14 protein-coding genes are annotated in these 12,556 nt (G+C 67.6%); 4 read left to right on the top strand and 10 right to left on the bottom strand.

The window, feature by feature from the left end; genetic code table 11:
- Positions 1–21: 21 nt before the first annotated feature.
- Genes QMO14_RS03995 through QMO14_RS03985 form a run of 3 tightly spaced genes read right to left on the bottom strand, consistent with a single transcriptional unit; the run spans position 22 to position 2,493 of the window.
- Positions 22–1,305 (bottom strand): beta-ketoacyl synthase, encoded by a 1,284-nt coding sequence (locus QMO14_RS03995; RefSeq protein WP_301504654.1) that lies wholly within the window; start codon positions 1,303–1,305, stop codon positions 22–24.
- Complete coding sequence (locus QMO14_RS03990; RefSeq protein ID WP_301504653.1) at positions 1,302–1,598, bottom strand: phosphopantetheine-binding protein; 297 nt, start codon at positions 1,596–1,598, stop codon at positions 1,302–1,304. Before QMO14_RS03990 ends, QMO14_RS03995 begins: the two co-directional genes overlap by 4 nt.
- A 34-nt stretch (positions 1,599–1,632) precedes the next feature.
- Positions 1,633–2,493 carry a carboxylesterase gene (locus QMO14_RS03985; protein ID WP_301504652.1) on the bottom strand — a complete coding sequence of 287 codons (861 nt, stop codon included), beginning with the start codon at positions 2,491–2,493 and terminating at the stop codon, positions 1,633–1,635.
- Positions 2,494–2,630: 137 nt separating this feature from the next.
- Between QMO14_RS03985 and QMO14_RS03980 the strand changes: the two genes are divergently transcribed.
- Together QMO14_RS03980 and QMO14_RS03975 are read left to right on the top strand one after the other, a co-directional pair.
- Positions 2,631–3,320 carry a response regulator transcription factor gene (locus QMO14_RS03980; RefSeq protein WP_126020743.1) on the top strand — a complete coding sequence of 230 codons (690 nt, stop codon included), beginning with the start codon at positions 2,631–2,633 and terminating at the stop codon, positions 3,318–3,320.
- On the top strand, positions 3,317–4,744 hold the full coding sequence (locus QMO14_RS03975) for a sensor histidine kinase (protein ID WP_301504651.1): 1,428 nt from the start codon (positions 3,317–3,319) through the stop codon (positions 4,742–4,744). The genes QMO14_RS03980 and QMO14_RS03975 overlap by 4 nt, the downstream gene beginning before the upstream one ends.
- A 13-nt stretch (positions 4,745–4,757) precedes the next feature.
- Here the strand turns inward: QMO14_RS03975 and QMO14_RS03970 are convergent, their stop codons facing one another.
- The 7 genes from QMO14_RS03970 to gstA all read right to left on the bottom strand — a co-directional run bounded on the left by QMO14_RS03970 (position 4,758) and on the right by gstA (position 11,148).
- Positions 4,758–5,510 carry a VOC family protein gene (locus QMO14_RS03970; protein ID WP_301504650.1) on the bottom strand — a complete coding sequence of 251 codons (753 nt, stop codon included), beginning with the start codon at positions 5,508–5,510 and terminating at the stop codon, positions 4,758–4,760.
- A gap of 11 nt (positions 5,511–5,521) precedes the next feature.
- Positions 5,522–5,983 carry a GNAT family N-acetyltransferase gene (locus tag QMO14_RS03965; RefSeq protein ID WP_301504649.1) on the bottom strand — a complete coding sequence of 154 codons (462 nt, stop codon included), beginning with the start codon at positions 5,981–5,983 and terminating at the stop codon, positions 5,522–5,524.
- Positions 5,980–6,465, bottom strand: coding sequence for a RidA family protein (locus QMO14_RS03960; protein WP_301504648.1), 486 nt, complete (start codon positions 6,463–6,465; stop codon positions 5,980–5,982). The genes QMO14_RS03965 and QMO14_RS03960 overlap by 4 nt, the downstream gene beginning before the upstream one ends.
- 67 nt (positions 6,466–6,532) lie before the next feature.
- Positions 6,533–7,636: an alkene reductase gene (locus tag QMO14_RS03955; RefSeq protein ID WP_301504646.1), complete on the bottom strand. Its 1,104-nt coding sequence runs from the start codon at positions 7,634–7,636 to the stop codon at positions 6,533–6,535.
- Positions 7,637–7,721: 85 nt separating this feature from the next.
- A complete protein-coding gene (locus tag QMO14_RS03950) occupies positions 7,722–9,593 on the bottom strand; it encodes an acyclic terpene utilization AtuA family protein (protein ID WP_301504645.1) in 1,872 nt (623 codons plus the stop codon).
- Complete coding sequence (locus QMO14_RS03945; RefSeq protein ID WP_301504644.1) at positions 9,590–10,372, bottom strand: enoyl-CoA hydratase/isomerase family protein; 783 nt, start codon at positions 10,370–10,372, stop codon at positions 9,590–9,592. Before QMO14_RS03945 ends, QMO14_RS03950 begins: the two co-directional genes overlap by 4 nt.
- A gap of 167 nt (positions 10,373–10,539) precedes the next feature.
- A complete protein-coding gene (gstA, locus tag QMO14_RS03940) occupies positions 10,540–11,148 on the bottom strand; it encodes a glutathione transferase GstA (protein ID WP_301504642.1) in 609 nt (202 codons plus the stop codon).
- 184 nt (positions 11,149–11,332) lie between these two features.
- Between gstA and QMO14_RS03935 the strand changes: the two genes are divergently transcribed.
- Both QMO14_RS03935 and QMO14_RS03930 read left to right on the top strand, forming a co-directional pair.
- Positions 11,333–11,518 carry a DUF1328 family protein gene (locus QMO14_RS03935; RefSeq protein WP_019653611.1) on the top strand — a complete coding sequence of 62 codons (186 nt, stop codon included), beginning with the start codon at positions 11,333–11,335 and terminating at the stop codon, positions 11,516–11,518.
- The gene (locus QMO14_RS03930) at positions 11,518–12,405 is read left to right on the top strand and encodes a transglutaminase family protein (RefSeq protein ID WP_301504639.1); all 888 of its coding nucleotides are present in this window, start codon (positions 11,518–11,520) and stop codon (positions 12,403–12,405) included. Before QMO14_RS03935 ends, QMO14_RS03930 begins: the two co-directional genes overlap by 1 nt.
- The last annotated feature ends 151 nt before the right edge of the window (positions 12,406–12,556 follow it).

The raw sequence follows: 12,556 nt of genomic DNA, 5'->3' as shown, positions 1-12,556 counted from the left end.
CAGGAAGCGTTCAGTGAATCTTCAGCGATCGGACGCGCGGCCGGCCACGATGACGGCGTTGGTGCCGCCAAAAGCGAAGGAATTGGACAGCGCGTAGCGCATGCCCTTGGCCTCGCGGGCCTCGCCCTGCACGAAGTCGAGATCGAAAGCGGCGTCGGGCGTCTGCAGGTTGGCGATGGGCGGCAGCGTCTCGCGTGCCAGCGCGCGCAGCGTGGCGACGAGCTCGATCGCACCGCCGCCGCCAAGCACGTGGCCGTGGATGGCCTTGGTCGCGCTCACCGGAACGGTGTTGCCGAACACTTCGCGGATCGATGCGGCTTCGGCCGCATCGCCGGCCGAGGTGGCCGTGCCGTGCGCATTGATGTGGCCGATCTCGGAAGCCTCGATGCCCGCGTCGCGCAGCGCGGCGCGCATCACGCGCACCTGGCCCGCGGTGTCGGGGTTGGTGATGTGCGTGCCGTCGCAGTTGGTGGCGTAGCCCGCGAGCACGAAGGGCGCGGCTTCAGCGCCGCGCGCAGCCGCGTGCGCTTCGGATTCGAGCACCAGCGCGGCCGCGCCTTCGCCGATGGCAAAGCCCGCGCGGTCACCCGAGAAGGGCCGGCATGCGGTCGATGGCGCATCGGCCGGCGGCGGCGCCATCACGCGCATGGCGTGCCAGCTGGCCATCACGCCGGGCGTGAGCATGGCGTCGTGGCCGCCGACGATGGCGACGTCGATCCAGCCGCCGCGAATGGCGCGCATCGCCTCGCCGATGGCCACGGCCGAGGATGCGCAGGCACAGGCGTATGCAATGGCAGAGCCGCGCGCGCCGAAGTGCAGGGCGAGCTCCGCCACCGCGGCGTTGGGCATCACTGTGAGCACGGTGGTCGGGCGCATGCGGCGCTGTTCGCCGTAGAGCGTGCTGGTGGTGTTGTCGAAGGTGCCGGCGCCCGCGAGGCCGCTGCCCCAGAAGATGCCGAGACGGTCGCGGTCGATGGTGTCGAGGTCGATCCTCGCTTCGCCGGCGGCGTCCTGCGCGGCGGCCAGCGCCATGGCGGTGCCACGGTCCAGCGGCAGGCGGGAGGTGCTGCGCACGCCGTTCGAATCGAAGTCGCAGGCGGCGACGGCGAGCGCCATCGGGTCCATGCCCTTGATCTCCAGCGTCTGCGCGCGAACTGCCGATCGGCCAGCGAACAGGGCTTCGTCGAAGGCCTCCACGGTGCGGCCGATGGGCGTGACGAAGCCGATGCCGCTGACGCGCACGGGCGCCGATGCGACACGCGCGGCGGAGGCGGCGAGCACGGAGTGAGCGGCGCCGCTGCTCATGCCGTCGCTTCGGCGGGCAGGCCCGCGGTTGCACCGGCGCTCTCGGTGTCGATCACTTCGCACAGGCGCTGCAGCGTGATGCCGGCTTCGCGCGGGTCGAGGCGGTCCTCGGGAATGCGCAGGTGGAATGCGTCTTCGACGGCGAAGACGAACTCCATCAGCGCGAGCGAGTCGAGGCCGAGGTCGGTCAGCGCGGTGGCCGGCGAGATGGCCGCGGAGTCGACGCGGAAGTCGTCCCGCAGGATCGCGGCGATGGTGTTGAAGGTGGGCGAGGAGAGATCGGAAGAAGACATGGGGATGCTTTCCTTTCGGACGTGATCGAGGTTGTCAGGCGTACAGCGGATGCTCGGGCATCGTGCCATGCGCCACAGCATCGGCGAATGACACCGTTTCGCTCACGACCTGTTGACGATCGTTGTCGATCGTGATCATGTGGTAGCTGTTGGCGACCACCACGGCACGGAATGCGCGGCAGCGAAGGCCGCGCGCGAGGATGCCCAGGTTGGCCACGCTGGCCACCTCGTCCTGCTGGGCATGCAGGGCCAGCACGTTGCCGCACTGCACGCCGTGCAGGTTGCGGCGCACGTGGCGGATGAGACGGTCGTGCTCGCGAAGGTGACCCACGCCGAGGACAGAACTGCCGGCGCGCGAGATCTTGCGGTGGCGCAGCTCGCGTTCGATCCAGGCGCGCACGCGTTCGTTCTTCACGCCATAGGGCGGGCGCTCGCGGTATTGCCAGAGCCGGCCCAGCGGCGTGTAGAAGGCCAGCGGCAGCAGGAACTGCGTGCGCGGGATGGCCCAGCCGTCGAAGCGCAGCGTGGTCGACATGAGCACCAGCGCATCGACGTCGCCGCCGCAGCGGATGGCCGCGCCCAGCGCCAGCGAGGAGCCCGCGGAGATGCCGATGAGCATCACGCGGTCGTGACGCTGGCGCAGTGCCTTCACCTGGATCTGGATCGCGTCGAGCCAGCGTTCGTACGGCGCCGCGCGCTGCATCGGTGCGTCGGCGTCGAACGAGTAACCCTCGATGGACAGCGGATGAACCGGATAGCCACGGCTGCGCAGCGCCGACTGCACGGTCAGCAACTCGTCAGGCGTGCTGCATAAACCATGCAGCAGGACCACGGCGGTGCCTTGTACTTCCGGGGAAACCAGGCTCAGCAGATCGGAGGGTTCGCGTGCGCTCATCGTGTTGCGCGGGCCATGAAAATGGCCCGTGATTCATCGTGCTGTCGTATGCTCATGTGGCGTTTATCGCTTGGAGCGACTGACCGGCTGCTGACCCGTCGTTCGCAAGGCAGATTACCCCCAACCATTCAAAGACCATGCGAATTCTGCTTGTCGAAGACGACACCGTTTTGCGCGATGTGATGGTACGCAGCCTCGCTGATGCAGGCCATCGCGTCGATGTTTCCACCAACGTCGAAGATGCCGACCACCTGTGGCGCGTGCAGCCCTTCGATGCCGTGCTGCTCGACCTCAACCTGCCCGCCACCGCGAGCCCGACCAGCGGCCTCGCAAGCGGCCTCACCGCATTGCGGCAGGCACGCGCACGCGGCGACCGCACGCCGGTGCTGGTGCTTACCGCGCGCGGGCGCACCGAGGAACGCATCGCCGGTCTCGACGCGGGCGCCGACGACTACCTCGGCAAGCCCTTCGACCTGGCGGAGGTCGAAGCACGCCTGCGAGCACTCGTGCGCCGCGCCAAGGGCACGGAAGACATCGTGCTGCTCGGTCAGCTCAAGCTCGACCGCAAGGCGCGCCGCTTCTCCACGGCGAGCGGGCCGCTCGACCTGCCCGCTCGCGAGTTCGAGGTGCTGTGGGAGCTCATGAGCCCGCCGGGCCGCACGGTGAGCAAGCGTGCGCTGTCCGACAAGCTCTCCAGCTTCGACGAATCGCTGGGCGACAACGCGCTCGAGGCCTTCATCTCGCGCCTGCGCAAAAAGCTGCAGGGCACGGGCGCGAGCATCCGCACGCTGCGCGGCATCGGCTACCTGCTCGAAGCCGAGGTGTGATCGACGCCGGTGCGCGAGTGAACGGGCAGCAGCAACAGACCAGCGCCGGATCGCAGCCGGCTGCGGTGCGTGCGCCGTCGCTCACGCAGCGCGTGCTGCGCAACGTGCTGGTGCCGCTGGCACTCACGTGGATGGTCGGCGCGGTCATCGCGCTGGTCATCGCCAACTACTTCTCCGAACAGGCCTTCGACCGCGGCATGCTCGATGACGCCTATGCGCTGTCGGCCAACGTGCAGGCGGGCGAGCGCGGCATCGAGCTGATGCTCTCTCCGCGCGAGGTGGCGACCGTGCTCTTCGACCAGATCGACAAGGTGTACTTCGCGGTGCAGCGGCTCGACGGCTCGCTGATCTCGGGCCAGGCGGGCCTGCAGGCGCCGCTGCCTGTGGACGGTGCGCGCTACCGTTTCTCCGACGTGAACTATGAAGGCAGCACGCTGCGCGCGGTGGTGCTGGAGCATGACGCCGAGCCCGACATCAGCATGCCCTATCGGGTGATCATCGCGCAGACCACGCTGAGCCGCGCTGCGCTGGTGCGGCAACTGCTGGGCTATGCGCTCGCGCCGCAGATCGTGCTGCTGATACTGCTCGCGATCTGGCTCTGGTACGGCATCCGCAGCGATCTGCGGCCGCTGGGCGACCTGCAGCGCGCGCTCGACCGGCGCGACGTGCGCGACCTTTCTCCGGTAGCCGTGGCGCAGACCTCGCGCGAGATCCAGCGGTTGGGCAATGCGGTCAACTCGCTGTTCGAGCGGCTGGGCAACAGCGTGCAGGCGCAACGCGAGTTCGTGGGCAACGTGGCGCACGAACTGCGCACGCCGCTGGCGGGCATCCGCGCACTGGCCGAATACGGCCTGGCCCAGCACGACACCAAGGTATGGCGCGAGCAGCTCGAGCGCGTGTCGGAGCGCCAGGCGCGCGCCAGCCACCTCATAGACCAGTTGCTGGCGCTCGCATTGGCCGAGGAGGCTCGCACCGAGCTCAAACGCGTGCCCGTGCGGCTCGACGTGCTCGCCGAGCAGACGGTGCTGCGGCATCTGGCGAGAGCCGATGCGCGCGGCGTCGACCTGGGCGCGCGCGGCCTCGACGACGGTGTGGTCGTGCAGGCCAACGAGGCGCTGGTGGAAGGCATCCTCGACAACCTGATCGACAACGCGCTGCGCTACGGCGGGCGCACCATCACCGTCGAACTCGCGGGCCGCACGCTGAGCGTGATCGACGATGGGCCGGGCATTCCGCTGGAGGCGCAGCGAGCCCTGATGCAGCGATGGGCGCAAGGTCCGGCTGGAGAGAAGCTGGGGCAGGGCTCGGGGCTGGGCCTGTCGATCGTCTCGCGCTATGCAGAGCTGCTGGGAGCGGAACTGCGGCTCGAAGCCGCCGAGCCCACTGGCCTGCGGGTGAGCGTGGCTTTCGGCGAGGTGGCCTGAATCGCCTGTGCGTTCAGGCGAGCGGCGTGCCCTGGTGGAATGCCATGCGCCAGCGGCCTGCGCGCAGCTTCCATAGCGAGCTGCGCAGGGAGTCCGCTGCCAGACGTTGGGGAATGGCTTCGCGGTGTGCGCGATAGGTGGCCAGTGCCACGTCGGGGGCCATGCGCAGAACGCGAAAGTCCGAGATCGTTCGTTTCGAAAAGACTTCGTCGCGCAGCGCATCGATGATGGCGGCGCGTGTCCATACCGTGCCCGAAACGCCGAGTTCGTGGAAGTCGTCGTCGAGCAGTTCCTGCAGCCGTGCGGCGCTCGCGCGCACCTCGCGCAGATGCAGCGCGCCTTCCAGCTCCAGCAGCAGCGCTTCGAGATCCCTGCCTGGCGCGGCCTCGTAGAGTTCGAGCGGCAGCCCATCGGGGTCGGCGAAGAAGGTGAAGCGTCGGCCGGTGTATTCGTCGATGCGAAGCGGTTCCACGGCAATGCCCTGTGCCGAGAGTTCGTCGGCCGCCGCCTGCACGTCGTGCACTTCGAAGGACAGGTGCCGCAGTCCCTGCGCTTCGGGCCGCGTCGGCCGCGCGGGTGCACCGGGAAACGAGAAGAGCTCGATCTGCGAGCCGTCGGGCAAAGCGAGATCAAGCTTGTACGAATCGCGCGGGGCGCGGTAGTTCTCGGCCACCACGCGCAGGCCCAGCACCTCGGTGTAGAAGCGCTTCGACACCGCGTAGTCGGAGCAGATGACGGCGACGTGATGAATGCGTTCGAGCTGCATCGCAGGAGGCCTCACTTCAAGGGCTTGCGCATGAAAACGCGCGTGCGCTGCGCGAGCACGAGGCGCTTGTATTCGACGTAGCCGATGCGCTCGTAGAGCGCGCGGTTCTCGGTCATTTTTTCGTTGGTGAAGAGGTAGATCGAGTCATGGCCTTGCCGCCGTGCCTCGCGCTCCGCAAGCTCGAGCAATGCGCGGCCCACGCCTGTGCCTTGCTGTGCGGGGCGCACCGCGATCACATCGATCAGGAAGCCTTCGTCGGTGATGTCGAGCACCAGTGCTGCGACGACCTGCTCCTGCCGCTGCGCGACCCAGACCTGCGCATTCGCGATGGACGCGCCATAGTCCTTGGTCATGGGAATCGGCTCGAGGCCCAAGCGCGGAATGTAGTGGCGAAAGGCTTCCACAGCGCATTCGGCGATGGCTGCGGCATCGGCAGCATCGGCGCGCCGCAGCGTCCAGGGCGTGGCGCTCATGCGTCGAACTCCACCTCGCCTTCGATCTCCACAGGGATGTTGAACGGCAACTCCGCCATGCCAACGGCACTGCGCGAATGCGCGCCGATGTCGGGGCCGAAGATTTCGAGGATGAGATCGGAAAAGCCGTTGATGACGGCCGGTTGCCTGTCGAAGCCCGGTGCGCAGGCGACCATGCCGAACACGCGCGTCCATGCGGTGATGCGGTCCAGGTCGCCGAGGGCGCGCTGCAGGCTGCCGAGCATCGCGAGCGCGGTGAGGCGCGCGGCGGTGTAGCCCTGTTCCACGTTCAATTCGCGGCCCAGCTTGCCCAGCGGCGCGGCGATGGTGCCGTCGGCATTGAGCGGGCCGTGGCCCGAGATCAACGCGCGTCGGCCGACGATGCGCACGAACTGGAAGGGCAACGCGACGCCGGGAGGCGGCGTCACTGCGGGTGGCAATACGAGGCCGGAATCGGCCAGTCGTTGCGCGATGCGGGCCATGGCGTTTCCTTCCTTGCTGGCGGCGAACGAACGGGTCCGCCGCATCTTGCCATGGCCGCGCGCGGCCTCAGGCCAGCGCCGGATAGTCCGTGTAGCCCTTGGCGCCGCCGCCGTACATGGTGGCCTTGTCGAGCGGGTTCAGCGGCGCGTTCTCGCGCAGTCGGCGCACGAGGTCGGGGTTGGAGATGAAGGGCTTGCCGAAGGCCACGAGGTCGTCGCCTTCCTTCAGCGCTTCTTCGGCGAGCGGGCGGTCGTAGCCGTTGTTGACCATCCATGCGGCCTTGCCGCCGGCCTCGCGGTATGCGGCCTTGAGGGCTTCGTAGTCGAAGGGGCGGTCCTCGATCTCGCGCGGGCCGCCGGTGGCGCCTTCGATGATGTGGATGTAGGCCAGGTTGAGCGTGGCGAGCTGCTTCACCACGTAGGTGAAGAGGGGCTGCGGGTCGCTGTCGTACGCGTCGTTGGCTGGCGTGACGGGCGACAGGCGGATGCCGGTCTTGCCGCCGCCCACGGCGTCGACCACGGCGCGCGTGACTTCGAGCAGCAGGCGGGCGCGGTTTTCGATGCTGCCGCCGTAGTCGTCGTTGCGCTTGTTGCTGCCGTCCTTGAGGAACTGGTCGAGCAGGTAGCCGTTGGCGCCGTGGATCTCCACGCCGTCGAAGCCAGCGGTTTCCACCGCGCTGCGTGCGGCCACCGCGTAGGCATGCACGATGCCCGGCAGTTCGCCGGCGTCGAGCGCGCGCGGCTCGGAGGTGTCGACGAAGGTGGGCACGCCGTCCTTGATGAGCACGGTCTTGGTCTTGGCGGTGATGGCCGAAGGGGCGACGGGCTTTCCGCCACCGGGTTGCAGTTCGTTGTGCGAGACGCGGCCCACATGCCACAGCTGCACGACGATCTTGCCGCCCTTGGCGTGCACGGCTTCGGTCACGCGCTTCCAGCTGTCGAGCTGCTCGGTGCCGTAGAGGCCGGGCACGTCGGAATAGCCCTGGCCCTGGTGGCTGATGGCGGTGGCTTCGGTGATGAGCAGGCCGGCGCTGGCGCGCTGGGCGTAGTAGGTGGCGGCGATGTCGGGCGGGATGGCGTTCGGTGAGCGGTTGCGCGTGAGCGGCGCCATGACGATGCGGTTGGCGAGCTTCAGGTCGCCGGCCTGTACGGGGTCGAAGAGGGTGGACATCGTGCGATCGAAAGCAGAGTTGATACGGGCGCAAGGCTAAGGCCCCGGCCTCAACCCTGCTGTCGCACGGTTGTCTGGATTGGTGCTAGGAGAGCAAGGCCAGCAGCGCCGGACTCACGCGCAGCGGCATCGCCAGCAGGATCTGCCCCATGCCCTTGCCGAGCGGATCGTTGCGCAGCGAGGCCATGCCGCCGCCGCCCAGCGCCTGCTCGCAGACGAAGTTGAAGGCGTCGATGCCGGGCACCTCGTGGCGCGTGACGCGGCCCTTGACGAGGTGCGCGAGCCACTCGGTCACGCGCGCTTCGGTGAGCTGCTCGCGCAACAGCGGCAGCAGGGCGGGGTGGCGTGCGATGACGCCGATGTTCGATGTGTCGCCCTTGTCGCCGCTGCGCGCCCAGGCCAGGCGCAGCAGGGGTACTTCGATGCTGTCCGCATCGGAAGAAGAGGAAGAAGAGGAAGAAGAGGAAGAAGAGGAAGAAGGTGTGGCCTCCGTCCTGGTGGCTCCGGCAGGCGAAGAGATGGGCTTGGCCGTCTCGGCTGCGGATGAGGTTGGGGTGCGCGGGATGTCGATGCGCTTTCCATCGATGGCCACCGATGTCTCGACCAGCGACTTGTCGAGCAGGAAGGCATATTGCCGGATCGACGGCGACACCGAAGCCCGTCCGCCGCCCGCGCCAGTGGTGCCCGGTGCCCACGACGTGCCGGCAGGTGCGACCTCTCGCGCGAACAGCTCCAGCGCTTCCTTGCGCGGATGCGTCACGGCGAGCCGCAGCACCGCTTCGCGTGTCTGCAATGCCTGTGCATGCGGGCCGTAGCACGACTCCGCGCCCAGTACTTCGAGCTGCGTGCCGCTGTAGGGGCCGAAGCCGTATTGCGAGAACAGCGCACCCGTGCGCGCAAGGATGGCCTCGCCCGTTCGCTTGGCCTTGGCCACCGCGTCGAAGCCCACGATGGTGAGCTGCGCCGCCGTCTTGAAGCCGTCGACGTAGGTGGCGCTGACCTTGTAGCTCGCGGTGGGCACATGGCCACGCGCGCCGTGCACGCGCACGCGGTGCTCGCCGGCCTGCTCGACGCGTACCTGCGTGAAGTCGGCCACCACGTCGGGCAGCAGGTAGGCGGCGGGGTCGCCGATCTCGTAGAGCATCTGCTCGCCCACCACCGCGGGCGTGACCTTGCCGCCGGTGCCTGCGGGCTTGGTGACGATGAAGCTGCCGTCGGCGCTGCATTCGATGATGGGGTAGCCGATGTTGGGCCAGTCGGGCACGGTGTCCCAGTCGGTGTGCAGGCCGCCGGTGGCCTGGCAGCCGCATTCGATGATGTGGCCCGCGAGGCTGCCCGCGGCGAGCAGGTCGAGGTCGCCCGGCTGCCACTCGAACTCGTGCATGAGCACGCCGAGCGTGACGGCGGAGTCGACGCAGCGGCCGGTGATGACGATCTGCGCGCCCGCGTCGAGCGCGGCCCGTATGGGCTGCGCGCCGAGATATGCATTGGCGGTGAGCACGCGTTCGGGCAGCGCGGCGCCGCTCTGCAGTTCGCGCACCGGTGGTTGCTCCTGGCGAAGTTGCGGCAGCAGCGGCGACACATCGTCGCCACTCACCACGGCGATCTTCAGTGCGATGCCCTGCTCGGCGGCCAGTGCCGCGAGCGCGTCGGCGCAGCCTTGCGGATTGACGCCGCCGGCATTGCTCACCACGCGGATGCCTTGTCTCACGACGTCCTTCAGCACGGACCTCATGGCCACCGAAACGAAGTCGGTGGCGTAGCCCAGCTCTGGCTTCTTGAGCCGCGCGCCCGCGAGGATCGACATGGTGAGTTCGGCGAGGTAATCGAACACAAGGTAGTCGATCCGGCCGCTGGTCACGAGCTGCGGCGCGCCCACGCTGCTGTCGCCCCAGAAGCCTGAGGCGCCGCCGATGCGGACGATGCGTTCGTCGTTGTTGTTGTTGCTGCTGCTCATCGGCCGCTCCACTGCGGCTTGCGCTTCTCGCGGAAGGCGAGCTGCCCTTCGGCCGCGTCCTCGGTGAGCGCGAACAGGCCGATCTGGCTTTCGGTGAAGGCCATCGATTCCTCGAAGGCCATGGCCTCGATCTTCTTCATGGTGTAGAGGCCGCGGCGGATGGCGGCGGGCGACTTGTCGAGCATGCGCCCAAGCAGCCAGTCGACGCTTTCGTCGACGTCGTCGCTCACGCGGTTGACGAGATTCAGTTCCAGCGCCTGCGCGGCGCCGATGGGCTCGCCGGTGATGCACATCTCGGCCAGCACGCGGCGCGGCAACAGGCCGCCGAGCACGCTGAGCACCTGGGCGGGAAAGAGACCGACCTTCACCTCGGGCAGGCCGAACACGGCCTGGCTGCTCGCCACGGCCATGTCGCACATCGCCATGAGGCCCATGCCGCCCGCCATGCAGGCGCCGTTGACGCGCGCGATCAGCGGCACGGTCGATTGCCGGGCCTGCCGGAAGAGGTTGGCGAAGCCCTGGTAGGGCGCGGCGTAGTCGAACTTGAAGGAGGTGCCGCTTTGCAGGTCGGCGCCGGCGCAGAAGGCGCGCGTGCCGGTGCCGGTGAGGACCACGGCGCGCACGGCGGTGTCGCTATTGGCGCGGGCGAGGGCGTCGCCCAGGCCCGCGAGCACTGCGGGGCTGATTGCATTGCGGCGCTCTTCGCGGTCGATGGTGAGCCACATCACGGGCCCGCGCATCTCTTCGCGCAATTCGGTGGACGGGGGTGTTTCGGGCATGGCGCGGGTCCTTGTGCTTCGGTGTCGGGAGACTTGTTCTCTCCTGCCCGTAGCGTGGCCCGAAAAAAAAGCCGCATCGTGCGGCTTGTGGCTGAAGCGGTTCGGGTTTTCCCTGAAGGGTAGGCCTGACCCGCTCGCTGCTTCTGCACGCTTTAGCGTGCTTCGGCTTACTTCAGAAGACCTTCGGCCTTCATTGCTTCCTGGACGGCGGGACGGGCGCCGACGCGTGCGTGCCAGGCCAGCAGGTTGGGGAAGCCGGAGATGTTGACGTTGGTCGGTTTGGTCCAGTTGGTCACGGTGAACAGGTACCCGTCGGCCACGCTGAAGTGCTCGCCCATCAGGTATTCCTTGCTGGCCAGTTCATTGTCGAGCCACTGGAAGCGCGACTTGAGCTTGTCCTTGAAGATGGCCTTGGCTTCTTCGGGCATGTTCGGGTTGAACAGCGGGCTGAAGCCCTTGTGCACTTCGGTGCCGATGAAGGTGAGCCATTCCTGCAGGCGGTAGCGCTGGATGGTGCCGGCAGCCGGCGCGAGGTTCTTGGTGGGGGCAAGGTCGGCGATGTACTGCAGGATGGCGGGACCTTCGCGCAGGCGGGTACCGTCGTCGAGCTCGAGCATCGGCACGTAGCCCAGGGGGTTGATGCCGTAGTAGTCGGTGCCGTCTTGCAGCTTGTGGCTCTTGGTGCTGGCCAGCACGGGTTCGGCGGCGATGCCCGCTTCATGCAGCGCGATGTGGGGGGAGAGCGAGCAGGCGCCGGGCGAGTAGTACAGCTTCATTCGAGAACTCCAGTGAATGTCGAGATTGGTTGGATTTTTGGGTAAACCGCAGCGGATGCTAGCGGGTTTGAGGGCGTCGCGTTTTTGTCCTACGGCCTCTCGCGCGGGGCGACTATCAGGCTGGAAGACCGCGCTTCCTAAGCTCCGTTGCACGGCGGGCAGGGCCTGCTGCAAGGAGAAACGAATGTTGAAGTACGCCATCATTTTTGCAGTCATCTCGCTCGTGGCCGCGCTGCTCGGCTTCGGCGGCATTGCGGCGGGTGCCGCCGGCATCGCCAAGCTCCTGTTCGGCCTGTTCCTGGTACTGGCGCTGCTGTTCGTGGTGCTGGCCGTGCTGGGCGTGGGCGCCGTGAAAAAAGCGATCGACTGATGCACATCTCTCACATCGAGGCGCAGCTCGACTACGAAGTTGCCGCCCCCGCGCACATGCTGCTGAACATCGAGGCGGCGCGCTCGGACATGCAGAGCGTGGTCGGGGAGGAACTGATCGTGGAGCCGCCGACGCCTTTGCGGCTCTTCTGCGACGAGGGAAGCGGCAACCGCTTCTTCCGTTTCGATGCGAAGCCGGGGCCGCTGAAGATCGCCTACAAGGCCAGCGTTCGGCGTGCCCATGTGGTGGTGCCTGACGACCTGGCCGAGATGCCGGTGACCGAGGTGCCCGACGAGGTGCTGCACTACATGACGCCGACGCGCTATTGCGAGTCGGACCTGATGTCGCGCTGCGCCCAGCAGCTCTTCGGCGACCTGCCGCCCGGCATCGGCCGGGTGCAGGCCATCGTCGACTGGATCCACGACAGCATCACCTACGAGCCGGGCAGCAGCGACTCGACCACGACCGCGCGCGAGGTGTTCGTCGAACGCGCGGGCGTGTGCCGCGACTTCGCCCACCTGGGCATCACCTTCTGCCGTGCGCTCAACATTCCGGCGCGGCTGGTCGTCGGCTACGTTTGGTTCGACGAGCCTCCGCAGGATTTCCATGCCGTGTTCGAGGCGTGGATCGGTGGACGCTGGGTGCTGTTCGACCCGACCCGCATGGCTCCGGTCGACAGGCTCGTGCGGGTAGGCACGGGGCGCGACGCGAAGGACGTGGCCTTCTGCACCATCTTTGGCAATGTCCGCATGACGGGCAAGAAACTTGTCGTGCAGGAACTGCAGGACGAGAGCCTGCAGCCGTCGATGCCGCCTTCGCCCTCGGGTGAGGTAATGGGTATCGAGAAGCCCGTGCCCTTGGGACAGGTGGACGAAGCCGCGGCCTAACAGGCTTGTTTGCTATTAAAAAGATAGCAAACTATCGAGTGATCGTCTTGGAGAAAGCCCTTAGGCGTCGCTCTCCAGGCTTATCCACACAGGGGACGCAACAGGGTGTCGCCGATTAAAATCGGTGCCCCTTTTGCGCCGCGCACGCGTC

The sequence above is a fragment of the Variovorax sp. CAN15 genome, from assembly GCF_030462475.1.
GTDB lineage: Bacteria > Pseudomonadota > Gammaproteobacteria > Burkholderiales > Burkholderiaceae_C > Variovorax.
Note: the sequence above shows the minus strand (reverse complement) of the source record. Positions and strands in the feature narration are given on the sequence as shown.

Excerpts from the sequence above, each read along its gene's own strand:
- QMO14_RS03945 (WP_301504644.1), bottom strand. The coding sequence starts at position 10,372 with ATGCCCGAAACACCCCCGTCCACCGAATTGCGCGAAGAGATGCGCGGG.
- QMO14_RS03985 (WP_301504652.1), bottom strand. The coding sequence starts at position 2,493 with ATGAGCGCACGCGAACCCTCCGATCTGCTGAGCCTGGTTTCCCCGGAA.
- QMO14_RS03955 (WP_301504646.1), bottom strand. The coding sequence starts at position 7,636 with ATGTCCACCCTCTTCGACCCCGTACAGGCCGGCGACCTGAAGCTCGCC.
- QMO14_RS03965 (WP_301504649.1), bottom strand. The coding sequence starts at position 5,983 with ATGAGCGCCACGCCCTGGACGCTGCGGCGCGCCGATGCTGCCGATGCC.
- gstA (WP_301504642.1), bottom strand. The coding sequence starts at position 11,148 with ATGAAGCTGTACTACTCGCCCGGCGCCTGCTCGCTCTCCCCCCACATC.
- QMO14_RS03960 (WP_301504648.1), bottom strand. The coding sequence starts at position 6,465 with ATGGCCCGCATCGCGCAACGACTGGCCGATTCCGGCCTCGTATTGCCA.
- QMO14_RS03950 (WP_301504645.1), bottom strand. The coding sequence starts at position 9,593 with ATGAGCAGCAGCAACAACAACAACGACGAACGCATCGTCCGCATCGGC.
- QMO14_RS03930 (WP_301504639.1), top strand. The coding sequence starts at position 11,518 with ATGCACATCTCTCACATCGAGGCGCAGCTCGACTACGAAGTTGCCGCC.
- QMO14_RS03995 (WP_301504654.1), bottom strand. The coding sequence starts at position 1,305 with ATGAGCAGCGGCGCCGCTCACTCCGTGCTCGCCGCCTCCGCCGCGCGT.
- QMO14_RS03935 (WP_019653611.1), top strand. The coding sequence starts at position 11,333 with ATGTTGAAGTACGCCATCATTTTTGCAGTCATCTCGCTCGTGGCCGCG.
- QMO14_RS03970 (WP_301504650.1), bottom strand. The coding sequence starts at position 5,510 with ATGCAGCTCGAACGCATTCATCACGTCGCCGTCATCTGCTCCGACTAC.
- QMO14_RS03980 (WP_126020743.1), top strand. The coding sequence starts at position 2,631 with ATGCGAATTCTGCTTGTCGAAGACGACACCGTTTTGCGCGATGTGATG.
- QMO14_RS03990 (WP_301504653.1), bottom strand. The coding sequence starts at position 1,598 with ATGTCTTCTTCCGATCTCTCCTCGCCCACCTTCAACACCATCGCCGCG.